This window comes from Sulfurovum sp. AR (genome assembly GCF_000296775.1).
Taxonomy (GTDB): domain Bacteria; phylum Campylobacterota; class Campylobacteria; order Campylobacterales; family Sulfurovaceae; genus Sulfurovum; species Sulfurovum xiamenensis.
In genome coordinates this window covers 71,815-98,616 of record NZ_AJLE01000009.1, presented here as the reverse complement: position 1 = coordinate 98,616, position 26,802 = coordinate 71,815, and the positions used below count along the sequence as shown (strand labels likewise).

25 protein-coding genes are annotated in these 26,802 nt (G+C 38.2%); 11 read left to right on the top strand and 14 right to left on the bottom strand.

The genetic code is table 11. The features are described 5' to 3' along the window. Positions 1-83: 83 nt before the first annotated feature. Entirely contained in the window at positions 84-1,436 is a 1,353-nt protein-coding gene (gdhA, locus tag SULAR_RS08625; RefSeq protein ID WP_008245086.1) for an NADP-specific glutamate dehydrogenase, read from the top strand. 31 nt (positions 1,437-1,467) lie between these two features. On the opposite strand, the gene def is transcribed toward gdhA, so the two are convergent. From def to SULAR_RS08600, 5 genes are all read right to left on the bottom strand, one after another. Further along, a complete protein-coding gene (gene def / locus SULAR_RS08620; RefSeq protein ID WP_008245084.1) occupies positions 1,468-1,992 on the bottom strand; it encodes a peptide deformylase in 525 nt (174 codons plus the stop codon). A gap of 12 nt (positions 1,993-2,004) precedes the next feature. Continuing rightward, positions 2,005-2,592: an ATP-dependent Clp endopeptidase proteolytic subunit ClpP gene (clpP, locus tag SULAR_RS08615; protein WP_008245082.1), complete on the bottom strand. Its 588-nt coding sequence runs from the start codon at positions 2,590-2,592 to the stop codon at positions 2,005-2,007. Positions 2,593-2,696: 104 nt separating this feature from the next. After that, complete coding sequence (gene tig, locus SULAR_RS08610) at positions 2,697-3,989, bottom strand: trigger factor (RefSeq protein WP_008245081.1); 1,293 nt, start codon at positions 3,987-3,989, stop codon at positions 2,697-2,699. A 133-nt stretch (positions 3,990-4,122) separates the two neighbouring features. Beyond that, positions 4,123-4,929, bottom strand: coding sequence for a hypothetical protein (locus tag SULAR_RS08605; RefSeq protein ID WP_008245072.1), 807 nt, complete (start codon positions 4,927-4,929; stop codon positions 4,123-4,125). 46 nt (positions 4,930-4,975) lie between these two features. Beyond that, a complete protein-coding gene (locus SULAR_RS08600) occupies positions 4,976-5,971 on the bottom strand; it encodes a hypothetical protein (RefSeq protein WP_008245062.1) in 996 nt (331 codons plus the stop codon). A gap of 192 nt (positions 5,972-6,163) precedes the next feature. Between SULAR_RS08600 and SULAR_RS08595 the strand changes: the two genes are divergently transcribed. The 4 genes from SULAR_RS08595 to SULAR_RS08580 all read left to right on the top strand — a co-directional run bounded on the left by SULAR_RS08595 (position 6,164) and on the right by SULAR_RS08580 (position 10,197). After that, positions 6,164-7,111 (top strand): A/G-specific adenine glycosylase, encoded by a 948-nt coding sequence (locus SULAR_RS08595; protein ID WP_038000503.1) that lies wholly within the window; start codon positions 6,164-6,166, stop codon positions 7,109-7,111. Positions 7,112-7,134: 23 nt separating this feature from the next. After that, positions 7,135-7,713, top strand: a complete 579-nt coding sequence (folE, locus tag SULAR_RS08590) for a GTP cyclohydrolase I FolE (protein WP_008245055.1) — start codon at positions 7,135-7,137, stop codon at positions 7,711-7,713. A 276-nt stretch (positions 7,714-7,989) separates the two neighbouring features. After that, positions 7,990-9,195 carry a NifS family cysteine desulfurase gene (locus tag SULAR_RS08585; RefSeq protein ID WP_008245054.1) on the top strand — a complete coding sequence of 402 codons (1,206 nt, stop codon included), beginning with the start codon at positions 7,990-7,992 and terminating at the stop codon, positions 9,193-9,195. A gap of 27 nt (positions 9,196-9,222) precedes the next feature. Beyond that, entirely contained in the window at positions 9,223-10,197 is a 975-nt protein-coding gene (locus tag SULAR_RS08580; protein ID WP_008245053.1) for an iron-sulfur cluster assembly scaffold protein NifU, read from the top strand. 294 nt (positions 10,198-10,491) lie between these two features. Here the strand turns inward: SULAR_RS08580 and recJ are convergent, their stop codons facing one another. The 4 genes from recJ to dnaA form a co-directional block, all read right to left on the bottom strand. After that, entirely contained in the window at positions 10,492-12,072 is a 1,581-nt protein-coding gene (gene recJ / locus SULAR_RS08575) for a single-stranded-DNA-specific exonuclease RecJ (RefSeq protein ID WP_038000473.1), read from the bottom strand. Next, the gene (locus SULAR_RS08570) at positions 12,073-13,704 is read right to left on the bottom strand and encodes a CTP synthase (RefSeq protein ID WP_008245051.1); all 1,632 of its coding nucleotides are present in this window, start codon (positions 13,702-13,704) and stop codon (positions 12,073-12,075) included. Between the two features lie 15 nt (positions 13,705-13,719). Next, positions 13,720-14,787: a DNA polymerase III subunit beta gene (gene dnaN, locus SULAR_RS08565; protein WP_008245049.1), complete on the bottom strand. Its 1,068-nt coding sequence runs from the start codon at positions 14,785-14,787 to the stop codon at positions 13,720-13,722. Between the two features lie 186 nt (positions 14,788-14,973). Beyond that, positions 14,974-16,308: a chromosomal replication initiator protein DnaA gene (gene dnaA / locus SULAR_RS08560; RefSeq protein WP_008245048.1), complete on the bottom strand. Its 1,335-nt coding sequence runs from the start codon at positions 16,306-16,308 to the stop codon at positions 14,974-14,976. 165 nt (positions 16,309-16,473) lie between these two features. Between dnaA and ruvC the strand changes: the two genes are divergently transcribed. Continuing rightward, entirely contained in the window at positions 16,474-16,959 is a 486-nt protein-coding gene (ruvC, locus tag SULAR_RS08555) for a crossover junction endodeoxyribonuclease RuvC (RefSeq protein ID WP_008245046.1), read from the top strand. Here ruvC and SULAR_RS08550 read toward each other — a convergent pair. The 3 genes from SULAR_RS08550 to SULAR_RS08540 form a co-directional block, all read right to left on the bottom strand. Beyond that, the gene (locus SULAR_RS08550) at positions 16,952-18,658 is read right to left on the bottom strand and encodes a murein L,D-transpeptidase (protein WP_008245044.1); all 1,707 of its coding nucleotides are present in this window, start codon (positions 18,656-18,658) and stop codon (positions 16,952-16,954) included. The two genes, ruvC and SULAR_RS08550, sit on opposite strands and share 8 nt — an antisense overlap. Positions 18,659-18,800: 142 nt before the next feature. Continuing rightward, positions 18,801-19,352, bottom strand: coding sequence for a porin family protein (locus SULAR_RS08545; RefSeq protein WP_008245042.1), 552 nt, complete (start codon positions 19,350-19,352; stop codon positions 18,801-18,803). A gap of 104 nt (positions 19,353-19,456) precedes the next feature. After that, positions 19,457-20,296, bottom strand: coding sequence for an FAD-dependent thymidylate synthase (locus tag SULAR_RS08540; RefSeq protein WP_008245040.1), 840 nt, complete (start codon positions 20,294-20,296; stop codon positions 19,457-19,459). 70 nt (positions 20,297-20,366) lie between these two features. Here SULAR_RS08540 and SULAR_RS08535 point away from each other — a divergent pair, with 70 nt between their 5' ends. Continuing rightward, the gene (locus tag SULAR_RS08535; protein WP_008245038.1) at positions 20,367-21,470 is read left to right on the top strand and encodes a deoxyguanosinetriphosphate triphosphohydrolase; all 1,104 of its coding nucleotides are present in this window, start codon (positions 20,367-20,369) and stop codon (positions 21,468-21,470) included. 144 nt (positions 21,471-21,614) lie between these two features. Continuing rightward, a complete protein-coding gene (gene typA, locus SULAR_RS08530) occupies positions 21,615-23,432 on the top strand; it encodes a translational GTPase TypA (protein WP_008245037.1) in 1,818 nt (605 codons plus the stop codon). 133 nt (positions 23,433-23,565) lie between these two features. Here the strand turns inward: typA and SULAR_RS08525 are convergent, their stop codons facing one another. Next, positions 23,566-23,925 (bottom strand): hypothetical protein, encoded by a 360-nt coding sequence (locus SULAR_RS08525; protein ID WP_008245036.1) that lies wholly within the window; start codon positions 23,923-23,925, stop codon positions 23,566-23,568. Continuing rightward, the gene (locus SULAR_RS08520; protein ID WP_008245035.1) at positions 23,918-25,129 is read right to left on the bottom strand and encodes an NAD(P)/FAD-dependent oxidoreductase; all 1,212 of its coding nucleotides are present in this window, start codon (positions 25,127-25,129) and stop codon (positions 23,918-23,920) included. The genes SULAR_RS08525 and SULAR_RS08520 overlap by 8 nt, the downstream gene beginning before the upstream one ends. Before the next feature lie 85 nt (positions 25,130-25,214). Between SULAR_RS08520 and SULAR_RS08515 the strand changes: the two genes are divergently transcribed. The 3 genes from SULAR_RS08515 to purM are packed head-to-tail and all read left to right on the top strand — an operon-like array spanning position 25,215 to position 26,790. Then, complete coding sequence (locus tag SULAR_RS08515) at positions 25,215-25,529, top strand: MTH1187 family thiamine-binding protein (RefSeq protein ID WP_008245034.1); 315 nt, start codon at positions 25,215-25,217, stop codon at positions 25,527-25,529. A 41-nt stretch (positions 25,530-25,570) separates the two neighbouring features. After that, positions 25,571-25,795 (top strand): DUF2892 domain-containing protein, encoded by a 225-nt coding sequence (locus SULAR_RS08510; protein ID WP_008245033.1) that lies wholly within the window; start codon positions 25,571-25,573, stop codon positions 25,793-25,795. Next, the gene (gene purM / locus SULAR_RS08505) at positions 25,795-26,790 is read left to right on the top strand and encodes a phosphoribosylformylglycinamidine cyclo-ligase (RefSeq protein ID WP_008245032.1); all 996 of its coding nucleotides are present in this window, start codon (positions 25,795-25,797) and stop codon (positions 26,788-26,790) included. The genes SULAR_RS08510 and purM overlap by 1 nt, the downstream gene beginning before the upstream one ends. Positions 26,791-26,802: the final 12 nt, after the last annotated feature.

The window sequence follows — 26,802 nt, the reverse complement described above, 5'->3', positions numbered from 1 at the left end:
CATGATGCACTAAATTTGTGAAAATGGTTAAAAATATGTCAAATTGTAATATAATTGGGTTTACACACATACAAAGGACAAGCATGGAGTATATTGAGCAGGCATTAATTCGTGCCGAAAAAAGTAACTGTAAAAGTGACACCATTTTTTTTCAAGCACTGAAAGAAGTACTCGAGACGATACAGCCACTCTTAGAAAAACATCCCGAATATCTGCATCAAAATATCATAGATCGTATCATGGTTCCCAACAGAGCGATCCATTTTAAAATAGAATGGATGGACGATGACAATATCATCCATGTCAATAATGGGTACAGGATTCAATTCAACAATGCGTTGGGCCCTTACAAAGGCGGTGTACGGTTCCATCCTTCAGTCAATCCGGATATCCTGAAATTCCTTGCTTTTGAGCAGATCTTTAAAAATGCGATCACGGGACTTCATATAGGAGGCGCAAAGGGTGGTGCTGATTTTGACCCTAAAGGTAAAAGTGATAAAGAGATCATGAAATTCTGTCAGGCTTTTATGTCTGCTTTTTATAACAGTATCGGTGCAGATATCGATATCCTGGGTGGGGATATCGGTGTAGGAGCCAGGGAAGTAGGCTATCTTTTTGGACAATACAAACAGCTCACGAACTCTTATGACAGTATCATCACCTCCAAGCCCCTTGCTCTAGGGGGAAGTTTAGGACGTACTGAGGCAACAGGATATGGGCTTATCTATTTCACACAAACCTTCTTGGAGGATATGGGAGAGACACTCAAAGGTAAGATCTGTACCATCAGCGGCAGCGGCAATGTTGCGATCCATGCGATAGAAAAACTCTATGAGATCGGCGCCATTCCTGTCACCTGTTCAGATTCCAAAGGTGCGATCCATGACAGTAACGGTATAGACCTTGAACTTTTAAAAAAGATAAAATTGGAGCGAAGAGCTTCACTGGAATATTATGCACTGGAAAGAAAAAAAGCCACATATGTGAAAAGAGAAAGTTATACAGAAGGGCGCAGTTTTGTATGGAGTATCCCTTGTTTTGCCGCATTTCCCTGTGCTACCCAAAATGAATTGGGTGAAGATTCTGCAAAACTGCTCATAGAGAATGATGTGAAGATCGTTGCTGAAGGTGCAAATATGCCTACCACACCTGAAGCGATCGCTCTTTTTGAAGAGAATAATATTCTTTTTGGCCCAGCTAAAGCAGCCAATGCCGGAGGTGTGGCTGTCTCCGTATTGGAGATGAGCCAAAATAGTTCACTCAACTATCTCTCATTTGAAAAAGTAGATCAAAGACTGCAAGACATTATGTCAAATATCTACAGTGACCTCAAGCAAACATGCGATGAGTATAAGCTTGATATGGATCTTGTTTCTGCTGCAAATATCTTAGGATTTCAACGTGTGGCTGATGCGATGATCATGCAGGGAGTATAAAAAAGAAAAGGTCAAATACACTGGCCTTGGCCTACGCCTCTTTTAATCTTCGTTTCCACTCTTTTTCAAATTTCTTTCTTTTTGTAAAAGAGAGTTTTTCAATGAATACCTTACCATCCAAATGGTCTATCTCATGCTGTATAGCAATGGCAAGGAAGTCATTATCTTCTATGATATGCTTATTGCCCTCTCTGTCTAGATACTCTACTTTCACATGTTTGGCACGTTCAACTTCTTCATAGATACCCGGAACCGAGAGGCACCCTTCTTGAAACTTTTCGGAACCATCTTTTTCAAGGATCACAGGGTTGATCATCTCTATCGTATTCTCTTTAGGCTGGTCATGTTCTCCATCCGCATTCTCTAAAGGAACGTTGATGATCAGTGCACGTATATCAATACCGACTTGTATGGCTGCGAGGCCTACACCGTTACGCGCACGCATCGTATCATACATGTCATCAAGAAGATCATGTAATGCACCATCAAAAGACTCTACCTCTTTTGAGACAAGTTTGAGTCTTTTGTCCGGATATACTACTATTTCTCTAACCATACACCATCTCTATTAGGTAAAACTTTTTGTGAGTACTTTATCTATAAGCCCGTATTCCAATGCTTCCCTGGCTGACATAAAGTTATCTCTCTCTGTATCTTTTTCAATACGTTTGGTTGTTTTGCCTGTTTGCTCTGCCAAGATCTCATTGAGTGTATCTTTGAGTCTTTGTATCTCTTGTGCCTGTATTTGGATATCTGTTGACTGACCTTGAGCACCGCCTGAAGGCTGGTGGATCATAATACGTGCATGTGGCAGCGCATAACGTTTACCTTTTGTCCCTGAAGAGAGCAAGAAAGCACCCATAGATGCTGCCTGGCCTATACAGATCGTGACAATATCCGGTTTAATGTAATTCATCGTATCGAACATTGAAAGCCCAGAAGTGATCACACCTCCTGGAGAGTTAATGTAAAAATAGATATCTTTATCCGGATCCTGTGCTTCAAGAAAAAGAAGTTGTGCCACTACAGTGGAAGCCACTTGATCATTGACTTCACCGCTTAGCATAATGATACGGTCTTTAAGTAACCGTGAATAGATATCGTAAGATCTTTCACCTCTACCGGTCTGTTCTACAACGTATGGAATATAACTCATCTTTTGCCTTTAATAATATATAGTTAAATAGATTTTTATCCACTCAACTATACACTCTATAGGTTAACAGAACAAATAGCAACTAATGTTACTATTTGTTTCTTTTATTTATCTAAACCTAGCATCTTACCAAAAAGTTTATCTTCGATCATACCCATCTTCACCGCTGGAAGAAGATTATTCTCCTGGTAATATTTGATCACTTGTTGTGGATCTTGACCACTCATCATTGCTTCATAGTAAATGGCCTGTGATACTTCTTGATCATCTACAGATACCTCTTCTTTTTTAGCCAGTGCATCTACGATAAATGTCGCTTTTACACTCGCTACTGCATCTGCTCTTACTTCTTCACGAAGTGCTTCGATCTTCTCAGGATTATCTTTATAAGAGTTAAGCTCCTCTTCACTCATCTCTCTTGCTTTTGCATTCACCTTTGCATCGATCTCTTGCTCAACAATATTGTTTGGCAATGCAAAGTCAAATTTCTCTACCAATGCTTCAACCAATTTTGGCTTGAGGTCTTCGTTATAGAGTTTAGAAATTTCTGTTGATTCGATCTGTGTTCTTACTCTATCCGTCAACATTTCAAGTGTTGCATTCTCTTCACCTTGAAGCAGTTTTTGTGCCAACTCATCGTTAAGTTCTGCAGGTACCTGCTCTTGAATTTCGTGAAGTTTTACTTTGAACTCTGCTTCTTTTCCTGCAAGATCAGATGACTGATACTCTTTAGGGAACGTCACAGTGATCGTTTTCTCTTCATCATATTTCATTCCAATGATCTGCTCTTCAAATCCAGGGATGAATTGACCTGAACCGATCTTAAGGCTGAATTTCTCAGCTTTACCACCGTCAAATGCTACACCATCTACAAAACCTTCAAAGTCGATCACTACCATGTCACCGTCTCTTACCATACGCTTTCTTTTGATCTTCGTATACGGTGCCTGCTGAGCTGCGATCTCATCCAATTTCTCTTGGATCTCTTTGTCTGATGCTGTTGGTCTCTCAAAGGCCGGAAGAACATCCATATGACCTTCTGCTTCAAATACTGGTCTAGTAGAGATCTCTACCTCAACATCGATACCAGAATCTGTTTTGTCATATTTCTTAAAAGTAGGCTGACCAAGCATATCTGCAGGATTGATACCAGCTTCTTTCATACCCGCATCAATAAGCTCCCTAAGTACTTCACCTTCAGCATCCTGTGCAAGCTTGTCACCATGGAGTTTTTTGACTACGTGCGCAGGTACTTTACCTTTTCTGAACCCGTCTACTTTCATCTCTTTACCAGCTTGAACAGCCATCTTGTTAATGTTCTCTTCAACAGCACTGTTTTCTATAGTGCCGCTTACTATAATATTTGCGTCGTCTACTTTGTTTACTGTAACTTTCACTACAATCCTTTATATATAATGATGTGATTTTATCTAAATAATGTTGAAATACCAATAAGCGTTAAAATGGTAGGAGGAAAAGAGGTTGTAAACAGAGTTCTCCAGGTTTAACCTGGAGAACAAAAAAGTCATACTATTTATAGGTTCTTTTGATATCTTTTTCTATATTACCCGGAGCAGAGGCTATTTTCATAAACTCCGTCATACTTAAAAGAGGTAACGAGACCGCCAAATAATATTTAGGGTCCAACATCACCGCTTTACCCTCTTTGATCATACTTCTATACGGCAAGATATGTGCATTATGCGCTGCATCTATCTTAAGAAGGAATTTATTTGTTCTGCTTCTTAGGTTATGCCCGACCAGTGTTGATCCATTAGGAAGTTTAAGCGTGTAAGCTACATATTTGTTCTCTTTGAGTTTTGTTTCCAGGTCTTCACCTTCACCTACTTCGATCGTATCCTCTACATGGGCCATACCCATCATGAACTGATAGTGTGGAAGTTTTGAAAGTTTGAACTCATCTTCTACCGTATAAAGGTCACCGAGTGCTTTTTGAAAAGATTTCAATGTTCCGGAAAACTGACCATAGGTATACTTGTCCTGAAGGTAAGCTGCACCAAAATAGGATGGATTTTGTATGCGTACTTCTTTTTCATTGACAAGTACATTCAGTGTTGCCAGCCAAGTATTTGTAGCCTTGAGCTCATCATTGGTCACTGTGATCACCGTTGCACCTTTGATCGGTGTAGTCGTAGCCAAAATGGAAAAGCCGTTGGCTTTCAATTTTGATTCTACTTTTTCTGTACTTTGTGCTTTTGCAGCATAATATGTGCTTAATACTTCCGGTGCAGGTGCAGAGATATCCAGTTTAGTTCCTTCTGCCTGCAGTGTAGCAAATGCCAATAAGAACGCTAATGCCATTTTGGTAAATTTCATCTATTTCCTTTTTATACTATTTTCTTTAACTTGTCTTTTGTAAGCGCTAGTCTTTACCGAGAGTGACTACTTCAAAGCCCATCTCTTTAAAGGTTTCAACCACTTCTGCATCGATCGCCCTCATATGATCAATACGTTTTTGGTCTTTAAAGTCGAGTGCATTGATCCAGTTATCTACACTTGCATACCCTACGTGAAGTTCATTAGTTCCCTTAGGAACATAGAAATAGACTGAACATGGTGCGAACATACCTGCTTGAGGCATACCTCTGTTGAAGATAGAGTTTGAGAATTCAAAGTGGCAAAGCATAGAGACCCAGTAAGCATCATATTTGTCAAATTCCATCTCCATATCGGCATATTCAAATTTAAAATCAATAAACCCTGCAATGACAAAATGATGTTGAGAGAAACGTCCATCATGGTCCATAACAAACTCTTCAACAAATGTCTCTAGGTCATCTGTTCTTTCAAACTTTTTCACCATTCTTGTCAACCCGTTTTTTGGTAATGGCTTCGTATGTTCAAACCTTTTTGATTTTGTAGGCTTCATCTCTTTTTCTACCAATGCATCAAAAGAACCTACCATATCTGTAAATTCTTTCCTTGTCTCTACATCTTTCTCACCGATGATATCCAGCATAGTATTTGGAGTAAGGTGTCCATACCAGGTGTTATTATCCTCTTTATCAAGTGTTTTATAGCCAAAGAAGTTGAAAGGGGCATAAGCGCCGAAATCTGGGTTTTTAAGCAAAAGCGGTCTCAGTGCCTCTATATTTACAAGACCATAGAAAGAGATCATCTCCAAAGTCTTCTCATTAAACATGTTTTGCCAATGTACTTGTATATTTCTATTCGCTTGCACGACAGAATAACCAATTGTATTGATCTTTTTGATCAATGAATCCAATTGAACTGCCTGATTACCTTCATTCCCCCAAAGTTCTGCTGTTAATTTTGTTTCTGCCGCATTGGAAGGCACATCCGCCTGTGCCAGTCCAAAAAGCATCAAAAATGCCAATATCACTCTCTTTAATTTCATACGTCTTCCTTATCATGTTCAATAGAATCTCTTATGGTAATAAAAGTTGTATTAATATGTGATTAACCATAAAATAAACTGAACTTCATAAAAATGTTTGCTTGGATACCCTATTATATAATGATGGTACAAGCGTTGATTTTCTTTCTCTTGATTCTGGGCGTACAAAGCAACACATGCTATAATCCCATCATGTATAGAAAAACCCACCAAACCATCCAAGAGTGGTACCAGCAAAGCGGAAGACTGGACCTCCCCTGGCGCAACACAGATGAAGCATATTATATCTACCTCTCGGAAGTGATGCTTCAACAGACACAGGTCAAAACCGTATTGGAGAGATACTACATCCCTTTTATTGAACGTTTTCCCAGCCTAAAAAGTTTAGGGGAAGCACCTTTGGATGATGTATTAAAGATGTGGGAAGGGCTTGGCTACTACAATCGTGCCAAGAACCTACACAAGACCGCCACACTTGTAGATGAACTGCCAAGTGATATAGAGAAACTCATCAAACTTCCAGGTATCGGTAAAAATACTGCCCATGCCGTTGCTGCCTTTGCCTTTCACCAACCTGTTCCTATCATGGAAGCCAATGTCAAACGTATACTGTGCCGTCTACACCAGATCATCAAGCCCACAGAGAAAAGACTCTGGGAGATCGCTTATGATCTGGTAGACAAAGTCAATCCTTTTGACTACAACCAGGCAATGATGGATATAGGGGCAACGATCTGTCTGCCTAGAAATCCTAAATGTGAGATCTGTCCTCTTAGTGATATCTGTAAAGGAAAAGAAGATCCTGAACGCTATCCTGAAAAAAAGAAACGTATGGTACCGACCAGAGAACAAAATATTCTTATCCATATCTATGAAGATAAACTCTCACTGAGACAAAGAAAAGGTAAATTCCTGCATGGCCTTTGGGGGTTTGAATCTGTGGAGATCCCGGAGTGTGCTTCTGATTATCTGGGTGAAGTCACCCATGTTTATACACACTTTAAACTCAACTGTAAAGTCTATCTCTATTATGAACATACGCCTGAACACTCTGACTATTTTAGTGTCGATGAGATACAAAAACTCGCTATCTCTAAAGTAGATGAGAAGATTGTTAAATTGTTTTTAGCTACAATGTGAAAAATATCTCATTAGGTACTATCATGAATAAAGAAGAAGAATTTGAACAGGCTGTGACCAAAGTCCTTGAACTTTTAGGAGAAGACCCTACACGGGAAGGTTTACTTAAAACACCAAGCCGTGTTGCCAAAGCACTCCAATTCCTGACAGAGGGTTACCAGCAAGACCCCAAAGAGATACTGAATCAAGCACTCTTCAGCACAAGTAATGATGAGATGGTACTGGTACGTGATATCGAGTTCTACTCTATGTGTGAACATCACATGCTTCCTATTATAGGACGAGCCCATGTTGCATATATACCTGACGGAAAAGTCGTGGGTCTCTCAAAGATCCCCCGCATCGTCAATGTCTATGCCAGACGTCTGCAGATACAAGAACAGATGACCGAACAGATCGCAGATGCTATTTTGGAAACGATCAAACCTAAAGGTGTAGCAGTAGTCGTACATGCACGCCATATGTGTATGGAGATGAGAGGGGTGCAAAAAATCAATTCAACGACAGTCAGTTCTGCGCTGCGTGGTCTATTTAAAAGTGATGAACGTACCAGAAACGAATTTTATAACCTTATCAATACTCCTACCCCTTCAAATTTTTAAACAATACGGATAGTCTCCGTATTTGGTATTTGTAACTTGCAGATCACTTCTATAATATTCCGTATTTAAACTCTCCTCGTTGTAGATCAGCCAAAAACCATATAAACCAGAGTAAAACTCTCCTCTTTAACTTAAAATTTATCTTAATTTAAGAATAACAGCGTATTATGCGTAAAACTAATTAGGACTAAAATTGTCTCAATTAAAATGAGTATCATTACAAAAAAAATTTAAATGAAATTGAATGGATTTGGTCCTATTCAAAGGAGAAAATGAATGAAGGTCTATTTAGACAATAATGCAACCACTATCGTTGACCCTCAGGTCTTCGCTGAGATGGAACCTTATTTTGTACAGAGGTATGGTAATCCAAACTCACTGCACATATTTGCAAGTGACACGCATCCTGGTATAAAAGCCGGTATGGAAAGAATCTATGCAGGTATCAATTCTCCTAGAGAGGATTCTGTTATCATCACTTCTTGTGCAACAGAGAGCAATAACTGGGTACTCAAAAGTATCTATTTTGATCAGATTTTGACAGGTAAAAAGAACCATATTATCGTTTCTGAGGTGGAACACCCTTCTGTCATTGCCACTGCAAAGTTTCTGGAAAATATGGGATGCAAGGTCACGTATCTTCCTATTAACCATGAGGGACTTATCGATGCCCAGAGTGTAGAAGAGAGTATTACAGATAAAACTGCTCTTGTATCAGTGATGTGGGCAAATAATGAAACAGGTGCTATCTTCCCGGTAGAAGAGATAGGTGCTATCTGTAAAAAACACAACGTACCTTTTCATACAGATGCCGTACAAGCTATAGGGAAAATACCTGTAGATGTACAGTCATTTAATGTAGACTACCTTACATTCTCAGCACATAAGTTCCATGGACCTAAGGGTGTAGGTGCCTTGTATATGAAAAAAGGTAAAGAGCTTATGCCTCTGCTTCACGGTGGTTCACAAATGGGTGGATACCGTTCAGGTACGCTCAATGTACCTGGTATCGTAGGTATGGGTAAGGCAATGGAACAGGCGATCGATGCGCTTGACTATGAAATGTCAGAGATCAGAAAGATGAGAGATGCTTTTGAAGATGAACTCCTCAAAATAGAAGATACATTCGTCGTCACACCAAGAGAGAAAAGAACACCAAATACCATCCTCATTTCATTCAGAGGTATTGAAGGTGAATCAATGTTATGGGATCTTAGCCGTGCAGGTATCGGTGCAAGTACAGGTTCAGCCTGTGCAAGTGAAGATCTGGAAGCAAACTCAGTGATGGAAGCTATCGGTGCAGCAGAGGATTTGGCACATACGGCTATCCGTTTTTCACTGAGCCGTTACACGACACAGGATGAGTTGGACTACACACTTAAAGTGGTTAACGCAGCGGTGATAAGACTGAGAGGGATCTCAAGTTCATACGCATATGCACCGGCAGGTCATGAGAGCGGATTAGACGCTCATCACCATTAATAGATAGAAAATAAGAAAGGATATATTATGGGTATAGATAGTTTAGTAGGCGGTACCATCTGGGATGAGTATAGCAATAAAGTAACAGATTTAATGAACAACCCGCAAAACATGGGTGAGATCACGGAAGAAGAAGCAAAAGAGATGGGTGCAAGACTCATCGTTGCCGACTTTGGTGCAGAGAGCTGTGGGGATGCCGTAAGACTTTACTGGGCAGTAGATCCTGAAACAGATAGAATTCTTTCATCTAAGTTCAAAAGTTTTGGTTGTGGTACTGCTATTGCTTCTTCTGATACAATGGCTGAACTCTGTAAAGGCAAAACAGTGGATGAAGCTGTGAAGATCACAAATATCGATGTTGAAAAAGCAATGCGTGATGACGCTGATACCCCGGCAGTGCCACCGCAAAAAATGCACTGTTCTGTTATGGCTTATGATGTGATCAAGAAAGCTGCAGCACAGTATAAAGGTGTAGATATCGAAAGCTTTGAAGAGGAAGTGATCGTGTGTGAATGTGCACGTATCACACTCTCTACACTCCAAGAGGTGATCCGTCTTAATGACCTTACTACAGTGGAACAGATCACAGATTACACAAAAGCAGGTGCATTTTGTAAATCATGTATCAAACCTGGTGGACACGAGGAAAAAGATGTCTATCTTGTAGACTTGTTAGAAGAGTATGAAAAGGAAAAAATCGCTGCTGGTGCAACGCTTGGTAATGAAGGTGGTCCTGCTGCTGATTTTGCTAAAATGACTATCGTTCAGCGTATCAAAGCAGTCGATAAAGTAGTCGATGAAAATATCAGACAAATGCTTGTGATGGACGGCGGTGACATGGAGATCCTTGACATCAAAGAGAACGGTGCGAACTTTGACATTTACATCCGTTATTTAGGTGCATGTTCTGGTTGTGCAAGTTCAAGTACAGGTACACTTTTCGCTATAGAAAACATTTTAAAAGAGAAACTAGACGAAAACATCAGAGTTTTACCAATTTAATCTCTCTCCATTAACATACCTAAGGCTTTTTGCCTTAGGTTCATCTAATAATATTATCAATAATTTAAGATTTCTATTCAATTGATTAAAAAATATACAGAAATATGTATATTTATTGAATGACCTAGGTTATACTTATCTTATCCATAGTATTTATCCCTAATCTATGGGCGTTAAAACAGATACATTACAATTTTTTTATTGTAATCTCCTTTTTGAATACACACTCCACCTATCTGTTTTAACGTTTTTTATCATTTGGATCTTTACTAATTCAATCTAGAAAATAAACCATCATGTGACGATTTTATCTACCATCAGTTGTAAAGTAACCCTTCCCCGAAAATGATTTTCAGTGACTGTATAGACGATATCAACTTTAGTACCCGTTTCAAATACTTCTCGTGTCTTGAATTTCACTCCCTGCATCACGACACCATCCTGGGCAAAAGAAAAACGTATGTGTTCTCCCTCTTTACCCATAGTGTCTGCCTGAAGAATCTCCACATTGCTACTGACAAATTTTGGTGTAGCATTTCCCTGTCCGTAAGGTTCATACTTCTTCATGAGGGATGTCAACTCAAAAGAGATAGCAGAAAAATGCAGATTTCCTACAATATCCGGGTCAAACAGTTCTTTCACATAAGCACCTTCTTTAAAATTTCTCTCTACTTCCATTTTAAAGGTTTCTAAGCTCTCTTCTTTTAAAGAGAGACCAATGGCTGCTTGATGACCTCCAAACTTCTCTAAATGCATTCTAGCACCATCTACAATAGCAAAGAGATCACACTCTCCAAAACTTCTACCACTCCCTTTCAGTAATCCCTCTTCACTTTGTGTAAGTATGATACAAGGTTTTTCACATGCCCGTGCCACCCTTGCCGCTACGATACCTACAACGCCTTCATGCCACGCTTCACCAACCACAATCGCCACTTTGTCATCCTGTTCCACTTGGGTTATGGCTTTTTGTGTAATATCATGTTCGGTAGCTTTTCTAAGGGTATTAAATTCTATAAGACGTTCCAATCTTACTCTAGCATCATAGATATTAGTCGAAGTGAGAAAATCTACGGCAAAAGAGGCATCTTCCATCCGCCCTGCACTATTCAGTAACGGTGCAAGAAAGAATCCTATATCTTCTGATGTGATCATCTCTTTTTGACTGTGTTCAAGAAAAGCTCTGATCGCAGGCCGTTTACTCTGATTGAGCGCTTTGATCCCTGCAAGAACCATTGCCCGGTTAATATGCTGCAGTGGCATCATATCTGCAATAATAGCAATAGAGACCAATTCCATATATGCCATCATGTCAATTTTAATCTCAAGTGCATTTTTAAGTGAGGCAATAAGATACCATGCAATTTGAGCACCACACACATCTTTATAAGGAAAAGTACATGTTTCTTGTTTTTGGTTTATGATGGCATAAGCTTCTGGTACTTCAGGCGCTAAAAGATGATGATCTGTAATAATAAGATCTATACCCTCTTCTTTACAAAGTTGGGCTGCATAGACAGCTGAAATACCGTTATCCACTGTGAGTGCCAGATCTGTACCGATTATACGAGGTATGATATTTGCAGAGAGCCCATATCCATCTTTAAACCGGTTTGGTATGATCCACTCTATAGGATAACCGATTTCATCGAAAAAAAGTTTCATCAAAGTGGTAGAGGTGACGCCATCGACATCATAGTCACCGATAATGGTTATTTTTTCTCTATTTTTAATGGCATCAACGATACGTTCTGTTGCTCTATCCATATCTTTAAACAAAGAAGGTTTAGGTAGATCCCGCAAAGAGAGGAAACCCTCTTCAAAGCGCATAGTTAAAAGTGTTTCTAACCCTGTGAGTGTTAATGGGCGAACCATCTATTTTTTATGTTGAAGTGCTGCATTGACAAAAGCCAAGATCGATGGATTGGCATTTTGGAGTCTAGAAGTAAATTCCGGGTGGAACTGTACACCTAAGAACCATGGGTGATCTTTCACTTCTACTGCTTCTATCAGTCCGTCAGATTCACCTGTAATTTCCATACCCTTTGCCTCTAACGCTTCTCTATATTTAGGGTTTGCTTCATACCGGTGTCTATGTCTTTCGTAAATCACTTTAGAACCATAAGCTGCTCTAAGATTTGAACCCTCTTTTGTTTCACATTCATATTCACCAAGACGCATGGTCCCACCCATTGGAGATGTCGTAGTTCTTACCTGTTTTGAACCACTCGCATCTATGAATTCATCGATAAGATAAATAATAGGATTTGGGGTATTCTCATCAAATTCTACAGACGTTGCATCGTTTATACCCAGTACATTTCTGGCAAATTCTACCATTGCCAGTTGCATACCAAGGCAAATACCTAAAAATGGTATTTTATTTTCTCTTGCATATTGAATGGCCTGAATTTTACCTTCTACACCACGTCCGCCAAAACCACCTGCAACCAAAATACCGTCACAGTCACTCAAATATTTTTGCGCACCGTCATCTTCAACCTTCTCACTGTCCACCCATTTGATCTCTACTTTTGTATCAAGATGTGCACCTGCATGAATAAGGGCTTCTGTTAAAGACTTATAAGACTCTTTAAGATCCAGGTATTTACCTACAAATGCAATTTTCATACTGTCACTAGGCATAATGATCTTATGTACCAGATCTCTCCATTTATCCATGTTAGGCTGGCAATCATGTAGATCCAATTGTTTACAAATAGGTGTTAATATATCTTGATCTAAAAAGTTTAAAGGTACTTGATAAATCGTAGGTGCATCAGCAGCAACGATTACAGAATCTTCATCTACATCACAAGAGTAGGCTATTTTTCGTTTAATTTCAGTAGAAACTGGCACTTCAGCACGGAGTACCAACATATGCGGTGCAATTCCTATGCGTCTAAGTTCCTGTACAGAATGCTGTGTCGGCTTTGTTTTAAGCTCTCCTGCAGCTTTGATATAAGGTAAAAGCGTGACGTGTATATTCATGACCTGCGTTTTACCAAATTCATGTTTCATTTGTCTGATCGTTTCTAAAAACGGTAAACCTTCGATATCACCTGTTGTACCACCCAGTTCAACAATGAGAATATCTTTATTTTCGCCTGCTTTAACGATACGATCTTTAATTTCGTTTACAATATGAGGAACCACTTGGATCGTTTTTCCAAGATATTTTCCTTTACGTTCATTTTCAATAACCGTTTTGTAAACAAGACCTGTGGTAAAGTTATTGTTTTGTGTCAATGAAGTATCTAAAAATCTTTCATAATGACCAAGATCAAGGTCTGTTTCTGCACCATCTTTGGTAACAAAAACCTCACCATGTTCCAAAGGAGACATAGTACCAGGGTCAACATTGATATAGGGATCGAGTTTTAGTACGCCTACACGTTGTCCTGTATGTTTTAATAATGTTCCTATACTTGCAGCAGTAATACCTTTTCCTAAAGATGAAAGTACACCACCTGTAACAAAAATATATTTTGTTTTATTTTCACTCATATAACGCTTTTCCTTTTATGCTACGATTGGCATGATGATTGTAATAAAATTATCGTCTTTAACAATAAACGGCAGTGATGGTTCATTGAATTCAATAGTAAATTCATTCTTATTGACTTGTGAAATAAAATCTAAGATATATCTACTATTGAATGAAAGTTCAAATTTATCATTGAGACCTGTATTGATCTCTAATTCTGTTTTAGCTTCTACATTATCTGCACTCAAAGAGTTAAAAATAATAGTATCAGATAAAAGTGTCATTTTTATTTCTTGTGAAATGGTTGTGATCATTTTTATCGCATCAACCATTTCTTTTTTAGGTAGTGTAATTTGATGTTTTGTTGTAGCAGGGATGATACGTTGATAATCCGGGAATTTTCCATTGATCAATCTTGTATAGAAATAATAGTTTTCATTTGAAATAATAAGGTTTGTTTCATCAAAGAAGATATTGATTTGATCTAAAAAAAGTTTTTGAATTTCCAAAATAGCTTTTTTAGGCACAATTAAAGAGAGGGCTTCATTATTATTTCCTGGTATGGTTGCAATGGCCAATCTTCTAGTATCGGTACCTACTAGATCTGTGCCGTCATTTTTTATATTGATCAAAGCACCATTGAGTTCAAATTTTGGATTGTTCGTGTCTATTGCAGGAGAGATCTTTTTAAGATTTTGAATCAAACTTAGAGAATCCAGAGAAATTTGAGGTTTATCATTTATATTAGGGAATGATGGATAAGAGTTAGCATCAAATGTCGGTAGTTTAAATTTAGAATGTTTTTGTTTGATAATGAGTGTATTGTCTAAAAGTTCTAAGGTAATGTCATCATCTTTAAGTATACGTATAATATCCAGGAGTTTTTTACCGTGTGCAGTAAATGCTCCTTCTGCTTCTATATTAATATTATCAGTAACAATTTGTAAACCTATTTCAGAATCGGTGGCTTTAATAATACACTTATTGTCTTGTGTTGAAAATAGTATATGTGAGGTTATTTGACTTGCATCTTTTTTCTCTAAAAAAGGTTGTAAATTAATGAGTATAGATTCTATAATTTGTTTTTGTGCTCTTATCTTCATTGACTCTCCTTATTTTTAATAAAATTAGTAGGTAGTAGTAGTACGACATGAATATGTGAAAAACTACTTTAATCGCTGGCGTGATCGTTGTTTAATTGAATGTCTAACTCTTTTTGAACATTCACATTTATTCACTTTTAAAATTATATCTTTTTTTTATTCAAGTTTTCTATGATGAAATAGTGTTTATATGTCATCACTTTGTGTATGGGTATTTACTTTGTTGGAGAGTTCTTCTAAAATTACTTTAAAATTTTCATCACTCTCTATAAGTTCATTGATTTTTTTCATTGCATGTGAAATGGCTGTATGGTCCTTCATACCAAAATATACGGCTATTTGAGGCATAGAATTAGGGGTCAGGTTTCTAGCTAAATAGATCGCAATTCTTCTTGCATTTACCACATTTTTTGTACGTTTTTTAGATTTCATATCTGAAGGTTTGATATTGAGTTCTTTTGAAATAATTTTTACAATTTCATCTATCGTAATGTTCTCTTTTTTCTCTTTAAGCTGGTCTTTGATGGCATTTTGTGCAAAATCAAGTGTGATCTCCTGGTTAAGCATGGAAGACAATGCGTTCAGTTTGATGATGGTTCCTTCGATTTCACGTATATTGTCACCCATGTGCGTAGCGATGTAATTGACGATTTCATTATCCAGTGAAATACCGTCAAGTTCACATTTTTTTTGTATGATGGCAATTTTAGTCTCCAGTCCAGGTGGTTGTATATCTGCAAGGAGTCCCATTTCAAAACGGGTTCTTAATCTATCTACAAGTCCGGCGATCTTATTGGGTTGTCTGTCTGAAGTAATGACAATTTGTTTATTATTGTTATAGAGTTCATTAAACGTGTGAAAAAATTCTTCTTGTGTCTGTTCTTTTCTACTTAGAAATTGTATATCATCTATCAAAAGTAGATCACACTCTCTAAACTTTTCTCTAAATCTATCCATGGTCTGGGAACGTAGATGTGAAGTGAAAGAGTTCATGAATTGTTCTAATGTTGTATAGATAACAGTTTTTCCCAGATCTATGTGATAATTACCTATGGCTTGAAGAAGATGTGTCTTCCCCAGTCCTACACCACCATAAAGAAAAAGAGGGTTATAAAGTTTACCAGGTTTTTCTGCTACGGATTTTGCTGTGGTATAGGCAAATTGGTTAGAGTCCCCTACAATAAAACTTTCGAAGGTCAAAGAGGGATTGAGATAGGTACTTTTCGAATGACTTTTTTCACTTGTATGTTTTGTAACTGGTGTTGAACGTTGGTCTTTTTGTTTGCCTACGGTGATCTCTATTTCCGGTTTGACTTCGTTCTGCAGTTCAAAAAGATGCATGAGCTTATCAGTATATTTACTTTTGATCCATTTTGCAATGATCATATTAGGCGCATTAAAATAGGCAATATTACTTCGGGAACGTTTGGTATCATAAGTAAGGTTTTTAATATATCGTTCATATTCTACTTCAGTGATCTCTTTTTTCAGTTCAAAAAGTACTTTTTGTCCTATATTCATCCGTTCATGCCTTTAATATTTTTAAATGTGTGAATAGATTTTCACAGTTTTCAAGCGTTAAAATTCTGTATGTGAATAACTTATGATATTTTAGCCAACTTAAGCTAAAATAGCGTCATTAAACAGAGTTGAATAATTTTATTCACTATGTGAACAAAGGTGTGAATGAATATTTTAGGAATAGACCCCGGAAGCCGTAATTTAGGGTACTGTATCATATTTTGGGATGGAAAAAAGTTTTCACTGGTTGAAGCAGGTTTACTTAAAATCAAAGCAAAAGAGTTACAAGAGCAGATCATTGAGCTTGTAGAAGGCATTGACGTCATTTTAAAGGCACATAAAGTAGATGAAGTGGCCATAGAAGATATCTTTTTTGCCTATAATCCCAAGTCTGTTTTAAAGCTTGCACAATTCAGGGGAGCACTTTCATTAAAAATACTCCAGGAGATAGGTTATTTCTATGAATATACGCCATTACAGGTCAAAAAAGCAGTCACTGGAAATGGAAAAGCTGATAAAGAACAAGTCGCTTTTATGGTAAAAAGACTTTTTGGCATTAAAAAGGAGATCAAACCCTTGGATATTACAGATGCAATGGCTATTGCATTGACACATCTGCAAAGGGTAAAACTACGAAAAAAATCTAGTTAGAAAGCGGTTGTGCATTTTTCTTTACAGATATCATACGTTTTTCAGGTATGGTAAATGTAGACTTTTTGTTTCCTTCTACGGACTCTTCAATGATCTTATCATACAAATAGATATCATTTTTGAAATAGGCCAATCCATTCTCTTCGTAGACAGTAAAGTATAGGATATGCACAGGGATCTGTTTTTTCAGATAGATAGTTGTAGGCTCATTACTTGCGAGTATTTCATCAATTTTGTTTTGAGAATAGTTTTTCCATGTATGTTCAAGCAGCATATCTACAAGATCAAAAGGTTTTTCTACACGCATACAACCGGAACTATAGATCTTATAACGACGGGAGAGCAATGATTTATTGTCTGTATCATGCAGATAGACGGCATATTTATTCGGGAACATGAATTTTACGCGTCCAAGTGCATTTGTTTCACCTGGAAACTGCACAATACGGTAAGGCACAGGTTTTTCACTCTTTTCATAGGGATCCAGCATCTCTTGGGTGATATTTATCTCTTTATTACCTTGAAATACATGCATATTATTCTCTTCGAGATACATAGGGTTATCTCTCAGTACAGGGATCAGATCTCTTTTGATAAGATTATCAGGTATGGTCCATGTCGGATTGAGTACCATATAGCTTATGGCATTGGAGAAAAGCGGTGTCGGTCTGTCTATACGTCCTACGACAATACCTTTTTTCATGACCTTCTTTTGATCTTTATAATACCGAAGATTAAAATCGGGTATATTCACTTCAATATGTTCATCTTCAAATTGTTTTGGATAGAGTTTTGTTTTATCCAGATTTGTAATGATGGCCTGTATATTACTTTTTGCAGGAAGATTAAGATAGTAGGTCGTTGTTCTGTCCACCATGCCTGTTACTTTAATCAGGTAACGCTTTTGGTAGGTCATGACTGCTCTTTTAAGTGTTTCATCAAATTTACTGTCAATAGGTGCATTTTTAGGATAATCACCAGTGATCTGCAATCGTCTCTTTATCTCTTCGACACGACTGGAACTATCACCCAGTTTCAACGTTTCATTACTATATTTTATCTTTGGAAATTTATCCATCACACGATAATCATTAAGAAGTTTGACAAGTTTTCTGTATCGTTTTTCCATAGGAAGAAGAAAAGTTAGATACTCATAGATAGTGTCATTCTCTATAGCAGAGATCAGTCCGTTAAGATCTGGAAATGCTTTAGGTTCCATTTCCCATCTAGCAGTAATATCATCACTTTGTTCAAGGGTGTTCAGTTTTTTCTGTACAAGGTTCCAGTCTACATCACCCTGAACGATAAATCTTACTAAACGTACGAATGAGCTGGTCAATACAAGGTCAAGTTTTGCATAGGCAGAGGCTTGTTTTACCTGGCTGATCTCTCCATTGTCAAGCTGATAAAAGAGATGTTTGATGGATCTTTGATCAAACGATTTATTTTTATAGTTAAAAAGAGGGTCATTGAGTGCTTGTATCAGGTGACTTGTTTTTATTCTGTTTTTATTTCCTATCCATAAAGGCTTATTGCCAGTTTGGGCATAAATCTCTTGAATGATAGGTCTGTTTTGACCAGTGATACGTGTTTGAATACCTTTTTGAATATGTGTAGTGATGTTCTCCATGGAAAGTATCTCCCCATGAAGAGGATTGAGTGTAAATAGTAAAAATATCAGTAGTGTTAAAAAACGCAAAAAAGTGCTCCAAAATTTAAAGTATAAAGTCATTTATGAAAACGTATTATAGTGAAATTTAGTGTAAGTTCAATTGTAGCAAGAAAGGGTAAATGGAGTGAATATTTTTATGTGGCTAAGCCCCTTAAGGCTTAGCATTATTTTAGAATTTATAGGTAAATCCTATATTGATAGAATCAGCTAGAACATCTTGGTTTGGTAATGCACCATCGAATCCTGTATCATCATAGAGGTTTGTGTAGTCTACGAATATACCTATATTCTCAACCACTTCATAGCTGGCACCTAGACCCCACTGAAAACCTGATTCAGACAAGTTTTGCCCGCCATCATAATCTACCTGCCCATATCCAAGTAATCCGTAAAGTGTAATACCACCCATTGGATACATAGGTTTAAGATAGATGGCTGTATTCTCAAGACAATCGGTAAGTCCGCTATATCTACCTTCCACACCAATATATTGGTTAAAGTTGTACCCTGCCAGTAAAAGTACTGCGTCACCATTTGCTTCAGCACTATTATCAGGATCCAAGTTCATATAGGAATAACCTAAACCTGCATAAAATGAACCTGTAGATTCTTCTATCACTGGAGTCTCTACTACAGGCTCAACCGGTGCGATATCTCCACCCGCCGTTGCGAGTGTACTCATTGCCAACAACGCTACTAATGAAAGATTGAATTTTTTCATTTTACACTCCTTGTATCTTTGTAATTCTCATTAGAATTTATTATATTATAATATTATATTAAATGTCAATTAATTTGTAAATATATTTCTAGACAATCTTTATATTATTTATCTTTATAGTTTTTATCGATGAGTTTTAGATATTTTACAGGGGTGACTGCTTTCATCGCCTCAGCCAGCCATTGTATCTGGAACCATGCTGCACCAGAATCCCTGAGGTCAAAATAGTTTTTGAGACTTCTGATATTAAATGTGACCACCATGTCCACTTTCCAGTTATCTGAGACAATATGTTTAAAGCCATCTCCCACATTTCTTTTTTTCTTTCCGTTTTCCAATGCTTTAAAAAGTGCTGCTGCATTGCCTCTGTTCTCTTCTATAAAAGGTATAGAAGATTTTGCTACGGCTGTGTGTATGAAATCACTGTCTCTTTGATATTGAAAATGTAATTTGTCATGGATCGCTCTGATCTCGATGTGCAGATACTCTTTGTCTGTTATGACGAAAAGGTTTAACGTGAGAAGTGTTTCAAAAAAGAATTCAAAACCGTCCTCTGCCTCAAGTGAAGCTACAAAAGCATTGATAACGCTTGACATGGTGTAGCGTGTACTTCTTACAGAAATGGCCTGGAGTCTGTGTCTTGCATGCTCCTGCAGCACACCTCGTGAAGTTCCCTGTATCAAATAACTCAAAGTCGCATGTTCGATGATGGAGTGATGGTGATGTACCCATGCAAGACTTGAAAGAAGATCTGAATCATCGATGTTATTGATGGCATTCGTATCCAAATGATCCATTGCATTTTTTACACATGCATTTTCACTGTTTTCGAAACTGTCATAACATGTTCTTGCTGCGATCTCTGCAACACCAAGGCCAGATTGTTGTAAAAGCGTAACTTTAGGTTTTTCATACGCTATGTGATACATTTCCATTGTTTCCATGGGGAGACTCCATCATATATTTAGATACAATTATATCACTATAAATTTAGAGCTATATAAGGATTAGACTGTGAGACCCGATGAACGATTTTTTAGTTTCGAAAAAGATTTTAGAGACCCTTTTGCAAGAGACAGGGATAGAGTACTGCATTGTAGTTCTTTCAGACGTTTAGAGTATAAAACACAGGTTTTTTTAAATCATGAAGGTGACTACTTTCGCACACGCTTGACTCATTCACTTGAGGTAAGCCAGATAGCTAGAACACTTTCACGTATGCTAGACCTTAATGAGACTCTTGCAGAAGTGATCGCACTTTCACATGATCTGGGACATACGCCGTTCGGGCATGTGGGCGGAGACGAGTTAGATAAACTTTTAAAGGCAGATGGCAGGCCATTAGGCTTTGAACACAATTTTCAGTCATTCAGGGTTTTGACCAAACTGGAAAAACGTTACAAAGAGTTTGACGGACTTAATCTTACATTTGCCACGCTGGAAGGGGTACTTAAGCATTCCTATCCCTATAAAAAACCTTTTTTGGAAGGGTTGGATCCTCATTTTGATCTGGAGAAACACCCTTCTCTTGAAGCGATGGTAGTGGACCATGCAGATGAGATAGCCTACACATCACATGACATAGATGACGGTATCAAATACGGGCTCATTTCGTTTGATGACCTGTTAAAAGATGCGCTTTGTTTAAGAGTGGATGAAGTGGTACAAAAGGAGGGCGTTTCAAGAGAAGAGAAACTCTATAGACACCGATTTGTAGCAGGACTTATTAAACTGCTGGTAGAAGATTTTATAGAGACTTCAAAGGAGGGTGCAAAACAATATCGGCAAGAGACACCGATCTGTGTGACCATCGATGCGCAAGAGGAGTTACCTGTAGGATTTTCAAAAGAGACAGGAACACAGCTTAAAAAACTCAAAAAACTGCTACATCAGAAACTCTATAAACACCAAAAAATTGTACGAAAAATGCACGCAGGGAAACAGTGTATACAAGGACTCTATAAGGCATTCACAGAAGATACAGATCTGCTTCCTCCCTATCAAAAAGAACTTTTTGATGTACGTATTAAAGAGCGGGTTATTGCAGATTATATCGCAGCGATGACAGACCGTTATGCGATGAAAACCTACCATGAAGTGTACGGATTTTCACTGTAGAAAAGCAGATATCTGTATAGCGATAGAACAGAACATTGAGTCAAATGAGATAATTTTTTATATTAAAATCTCTTATATAGCAATTTTTGGGTATAATTCGCGAAAATTACACATAGGGCACAAAGCCTTATTTTAGGATATTTTATGCAAAAAATTAAAAACATCGCGGTTATTGCGCACGTTGACCACGGTAAAACTACACTTGTAGATCAATTACTTCAACAATCAGGAACCTATGCTGCACACCAAGAGGTGCAAGAAAGAGCAATGGACTCTAATGATATCGAAAAAGAAAGAGGAATTACGATTCTTTCAAAAAACACGGCTATTACGTATGGGGATCATAAGATCAACATTATTGATACTCCGGGTCACGCCGATTTTGGTGGTGAAGTTGAGCGTGTACTTAAGATGGTAGATGGCGTATTGATGCTTGTGGATGCACAAGAAGGTGCAATGCCACAAACAAAATTCGTTTTGAAAAAAGCGGTTGAACTTGGACTTATTCCCGTTGTTGTGATCAACAAGATCGATAAAGACGGAGCAGACCCTGAAAGAGTACTTGACGAAATGTTTGACCTTCTTGTTGCACTTGATGCCAATGAAGAGCAACTTGAATTCCCTGTACTGTATGCAGCAGCCAGAGATGGGTATGCAAAATGGGAAATGGAAGATGAAAACAAAGATATGACACCACTTTTCGAAGCGATTTTAGATAAAGTGCCATATCCGCAAGGATCACCTGACAATGATACACAGGCTCAGGTATTTACCCTTGATTCAGACAACTTTGTTGGACGTATCGGTATTACACGTATCTTCAACGGTAAAGTGAAAAAAGGTGATGAGTATCTTCTTGTTAAAGCAGATGGTTCTAAATCAAAATCTAGAGTCTCTAAGCTTATCGGATTTAAAGGACTTGATCGTATTGAGATCCAAGAAGCTGAAGCAGGTGATATCGTAGCGATCGCAGGATTTGCTGACATTGATGTGGGTGATTCTATCTGTGATCCTGTAAATCCGGTAGCACTCGACCCTATGCATGTGGAAGAGCCGACACTTTCAGTTATTATGTCTGTCAATGACGGTCCTTTGGCAGGTACAGAAGGAAAACATGTTACGTCTAACAAGATCCGTGAAAGACTTGAAAAAGAGATGGAAACAAACATCGCTATGCGTATGGAGCCTACAGGTGAAGCATCATTCAAAGTATCAGGTCGTGGTGAACTACAGATCGGTATTTTGGCTGAAAATATGAGAAGAGAAGGATTTGAATTCCTTCTTGCACGTCCGGAAGTTGTTGTGAAAGAAGAAGAGGGTGTGAAAATGGAGCCATTTGAGCACTTGGTTGTCGATGTTCCTGAAGAATTTCAGGGTGTTGCCATCGAAAAACTCGGTAAAAGAAAAGCAGAAATGACTTCACTTACACCTATGCCAGATGGTACGGTAAGGATTGAGTTTGAGATCCCTGCACGTGGATTGATCGGATTTAGAAATGAATTTTTGACAGATACTAAGGGTGAAGGTATCATGAACCACTCTTACTTAGAGTACAGACCTTATTCTGGAACTGTTGTTAGTAGAACACCGGGTGCATTGGTTTCTATGGATAACGGTGAAGCCGTAGCCTTCTCAATCTTTAACCTTCAAGCACGTGGTGTGATGTTCATTAAACCGCAAGATAAAGTATACTCGGGTATGGTAATCGGTGAATCTGCAAGACCGGGTGATTTGGATGTGAACCCACTTAAAGGAAAGCAGCTTACAAATATGAGAACTTCGGGTGCTGATGATGCCATCAAGCTTGTACCACCAAGACCTATTACACTTGAAAGCGCAATGGAATGGATAGAAGATGATGAACTTATCGAAATTACTCCTGTCTCTATCAGAATCAGAAAGAAATATTTGGATGAGAATATCCGAAAGAGAATGGCAAGAGACAAAAAGAACGCAAAATAGTTTTTCCCTTTTGTTCCATCTTCAAAAAGCATGCGGGTCATATATACTGATTCGTATGCTCCTTTACCACATTAGAAACTTTCAAACAAATTTAACACAGAATATATGTTTTTTATATTCAAGTTTTCCTTCTTCATTTAAAGAGTTTATAAAGTATTAGTAATAAAACAGCAAAAATAAAACTATATTTTGCCGCGAATAAACTAAAAAATGATTCTTGTGTCTGTAGATAGAAATTTTCCTCCTCTTCACTTCGTTCTTGTTTGGGTTTTTGAGAAATAATTTTATATCTTTCTTTTTCATTACGGCTAAGTATGCTAAATTTTTTATATCTATTCATGGAATTAAGTAACATAAAAAAGCTCAATACAAATAGTATGAAAATGACAATGGCAGTTTGTTGAATAAGCATTAGAAAACATACTAAAAAGAACATCATTACAGATACTGTTAGCTCCAATTTATTTTTTTTCAAAAATTCTTTTTTAAACATTTTTTCCTCCTCTCATCCCACTCACCCAGGCAAAGTGAAAATTAAATCCTCCCCTGTCTCCATCGACATCGAGTATCTCTCCTGCAAAATAGAGATTTTTTACAAGTTTTGATTCCATCGTTTCCGGATTGATTTCAGTGGTATTGACACCGCCTGTGGCGACTTCTGCCCCTTTGAAACCTTTAGTATCGTTTATGGAGAGTTTTAGATTTTTAAGGGTGTAGACCAGCTTACTGACCTCTTTTCTATTTAAGTCACTTTCTTGTTTGGCTTTACACTTGGATTGTTCTAAAATGATAGAGATGAGTTTTTTGTTGATGACACCGTGAAGCCATAGTTCTATAGGTTTTTCACTTCCCTCTTTTATACGGCTCAGCAGTAGGTTGGTAAGCTTTTCTTTGCTTAGTTCTGGCATGAGGTCCAAACTGAGCTCACAATAGTCATAATTTGCCAGCCTTGTACTGACCTCTCGGCTAAGATCTAGAATGGCCAACCCGCTGATTCCATAGTTTGTGAAAAGTAGATCACCTTTTTTCTCTGTGATGTACTCTCCATTTGCATAGAGTTTCGCTATCCCAGCCACTTTTACTCCTGCACAGGTTTTTACCCATGTTTCATCCGAACAGAGTTGTACAAGAGCAGGGTGACGCGGTATGAGAGTGTGGCCCATTTTTGTGGCAAAGGCATATCCGGAGTTTGAGCCTCCGAGTTGCGGTGCGGCAGGCGAACCTGATGCCAAAAGGAGTTTCTTACAACGCTTTGTGCCCTGGGATGTCTCTACAGTAAAAATTTCCTCTTCTTTGCTTATGGATGTGACTGCAGAGTCACAGAGTATCGCTACACCTGCTTTTTCAGCTTCATACTCAAGTATTTCAACCACGGAACTCGCTTGCAATGACATAGGAAACATTTTTCCTTCTTTCCCTTCGATGAGTTCAAGCCCCAGGTATGTGAAAAACTTTTCTACGACTTGAAAGTCATATCCTTTCAACATGGCATCTATAAAATCAGGGTTCTCTCCATGAAAGCGATGTGAAGTGATGTATCTGTTGCCTATGTTGCATTTTCCGTTACCAGAAACAAGTATTTTTTTGCCGATTTTGGTATTTTGTTCCAGAAGGAGTACCTTCTGTCCTGCTCTTGCAGAAGTGATGGCAGCGACTAGTCCTGCAGCCCCCGCTCCTACAACGATCATATCCACCATTTTCATCCTTTAACCCGAACTATGCTGGATTATAACCTATAATCTGTTATAACATTAAAAATAAATTAAAAGAATAAGGATGACCATGTCAGCATTAGTAGAATTCAGTATGTTCCCTACGGAAAAAACCCAAAGTAAAAGTGCTTTTGTAGCAAGGGTATTGGATATTGTAGATAAAAGCGGATTGGCGTACCAGCTTACGCCTATGGGTACGATCATAGAGGGTGAAACCGTGGAAGAGGTTTTGGCTGTGATTAACAAAGCCTATGAAGAGCTTCAAAAGGATTGCGGTCGTGTCTATAGTTCTATCAAGATAGATTGGCGTGATGGTCCAGTGGGCAGACTGGGTAACAAAGTAGGTTCAGTGGAGGAGAAGCTGGGTCGGAAGTTAAACAGCTAAAATTAGATATAATACGACCAATTTCTCATAAGGATCTTTAAATGTGTGCTGAAAAGATACAACGTTTAATACAGGCTAGTATACTGGGCTTTGTGATGGGTTTGGCCGGTTCTGGCATGTATGCAGCTGCGTTTATTTTGCAATTTGCCATGATGGTCATGCTTGTTATCGCAGGATTGACAGGCTTCTGTCCAGGGCTTATTATGCTTAAAAAGATCTTCCCTGCGTGTAAATGTGAAGAAACCAATGAAAAGGACAATAACTAATGTCAAACATATCATATAAAGATGCCGGTGTAGATATCGATGCAGGTAATGAGTTTGTAGAAGCGATCAAAAGTGATGTAAAATCTACTTTCGATAAAAATGTGATTGGTGGTATAGGTTCATTTGCCGGTGCCTATGCACTGCCAACGGGTTACAAAGAGCCAGTGATCCTTTCTGCAACAGACGGTGTAGGAACAAAGCTGAAAATTGCCATAGAGAGCGGTAAACTTGATACCGTAGGTATTGACCTTGTAGCCATGTGTGTGAATGATCTTATCTGTAATAACGGTACACCGATGTTCTTCCTGGACTACTATGCAACAGGTAAATTGCTTCCTGAGAATGCAAAAGATGTCGTTGCGGGTATCGCAGAGGGTTGTCGTAGATCTGAATGTGCCCTTGTAGGTGGTGAAACAGCAGAAATGCCAGGTATGTATTCGGATGATGACTTTGACCTTGCAGGATTTGCAGTAGGTATCGCAGAACGTTCAGAGATGGATACGGTAGCCAATGTCAAAGAGGGACAGGTCCTCATTGCTATGCCGAGTTCAGGTGTGCATTCAAACGGGTATTCATTGGTAAGAAAACTTTTCTTTGACAAGTTGGGTATGAGCCTCCAAGATGATTTTAACGGCAAACCGCTTGTAGAGACGCTGTTGGAACCGACACGTATCTACGTCAAAGAGTATAAAGCCAATAAACAGTATGTAAAAGCCTTAGCCCACATCACAGGTGGAGGAATCGTAGAAAACCTTCCTAGAGTCCTTCCAGAAGGTATGAGAGCGATTGTAAACAAAGAGAGTATCAGGGTACTGCCTATCTTTGAATTCATGAGCCAGTATGTGGAAGAAGAAGAGATGTACAGAGCCTTTAACATGGGTGTAGGAATGGTATGGGTAGTAGACCCTGAAAATGTCGATGCCGTACTTGAAAATACAGACGGTTATGTGATCGGTACACTTGAAAAAGGTGAAAAGGGTGTGGAGATGGTTTGACCATCTCTCTTT

Excerpts from the sequence above, each read along its gene's own strand:
- gdhA (WP_008245086.1), top strand. The coding sequence starts at position 84 with ATGGAGTATATTGAGCAGGCATTAATTCGTGCCGAAAAAAGTAACTGT.
- def (WP_008245084.1), bottom strand. The coding sequence starts at position 1,992 with ATGGTTAGAGAAATAGTAGTATATCCGGACAAAAGACTCAAACTTGTC.
- clpP (WP_008245082.1), bottom strand. The coding sequence starts at position 2,592 with ATGAGTTATATTCCATACGTTGTAGAACAGACCGGTAGAGGTGAAAGA.
- SULAR_RS08605 (WP_008245072.1), bottom strand. The coding sequence starts at position 4,929 with ATGAAATTTACCAAAATGGCATTAGCGTTCTTATTGGCATTTGCTACA.
- SULAR_RS08600 (WP_008245062.1), bottom strand. The coding sequence starts at position 5,971 with ATGAAATTAAAGAGAGTGATATTGGCATTTTTGATGCTTTTTGGACTG.
- SULAR_RS08595 (WP_038000503.1), top strand. The coding sequence starts at position 6,164 with ATGTATAGAAAAACCCACCAAACCATCCAAGAGTGGTACCAGCAAAGC.
- folE (WP_008245055.1), top strand. The coding sequence starts at position 7,135 with ATGAATAAAGAAGAAGAATTTGAACAGGCTGTGACCAAAGTCCTTGAA.
- SULAR_RS08585 (WP_008245054.1), top strand. The coding sequence starts at position 7,990 with ATGAAGGTCTATTTAGACAATAATGCAACCACTATCGTTGACCCTCAG.
- SULAR_RS08580 (WP_008245053.1), top strand. The coding sequence starts at position 9,223 with ATGGGTATAGATAGTTTAGTAGGCGGTACCATCTGGGATGAGTATAGC.
- recJ (WP_038000473.1), bottom strand. The coding sequence starts at position 12,072 with ATGGTTCGCCCATTAACACTCACAGGGTTAGAAACACTTTTAACTATG.
- SULAR_RS08570 (WP_008245051.1), bottom strand. The coding sequence starts at position 13,704 with ATGAGTGAAAATAAAACAAAATATATTTTTGTTACAGGTGGTGTACTT.
- dnaN (WP_008245049.1), bottom strand. The coding sequence starts at position 14,787 with ATGAAGATAAGAGCACAAAAACAAATTATAGAATCTATACTCATTAAT.
- dnaA (WP_008245048.1), bottom strand. The coding sequence starts at position 16,308 with ATGAATATAGGACAAAAAGTACTTTTTGAACTGAAAAAAGAGATCACT.
- ruvC (WP_008245046.1), top strand. The coding sequence starts at position 16,474 with ATGAATATTTTAGGAATAGACCCCGGAAGCCGTAATTTAGGGTACTGT.
- SULAR_RS08545 (WP_008245042.1), bottom strand. The coding sequence starts at position 19,352 with ATGAAAAAATTCAATCTTTCATTAGTAGCGTTGTTGGCAATGAGTACA.
- SULAR_RS08540 (WP_008245040.1), bottom strand. The coding sequence starts at position 20,296 with ATGGAAACAATGGAAATGTATCACATAGCGTATGAAAAACCTAAAGTT.
- typA (WP_008245037.1), top strand. The coding sequence starts at position 21,615 with ATGCAAAAAATTAAAAACATCGCGGTTATTGCGCACGTTGACCACGGT.
- SULAR_RS08525 (WP_008245036.1), bottom strand. The coding sequence starts at position 23,925 with ATGTTTAAAAAAGAATTTTTGAAAAAAAATAAATTGGAGCTAACAGTA.
- SULAR_RS08520 (WP_008245035.1), bottom strand. The coding sequence starts at position 25,129 with ATGGTGGATATGATCGTTGTAGGAGCGGGGGCTGCAGGACTAGTCGCT.
- SULAR_RS08515 (WP_008245034.1), top strand. The coding sequence starts at position 25,215 with ATGTCAGCATTAGTAGAATTCAGTATGTTCCCTACGGAAAAAACCCAA.
- SULAR_RS08510 (WP_008245033.1), top strand. The coding sequence starts at position 25,571 with ATGTGTGCTGAAAAGATACAACGTTTAATACAGGCTAGTATACTGGGC.
- purM (WP_008245032.1), top strand. The coding sequence starts at position 25,795 with ATGTCAAACATATCATATAAAGATGCCGGTGTAGATATCGATGCAGGT.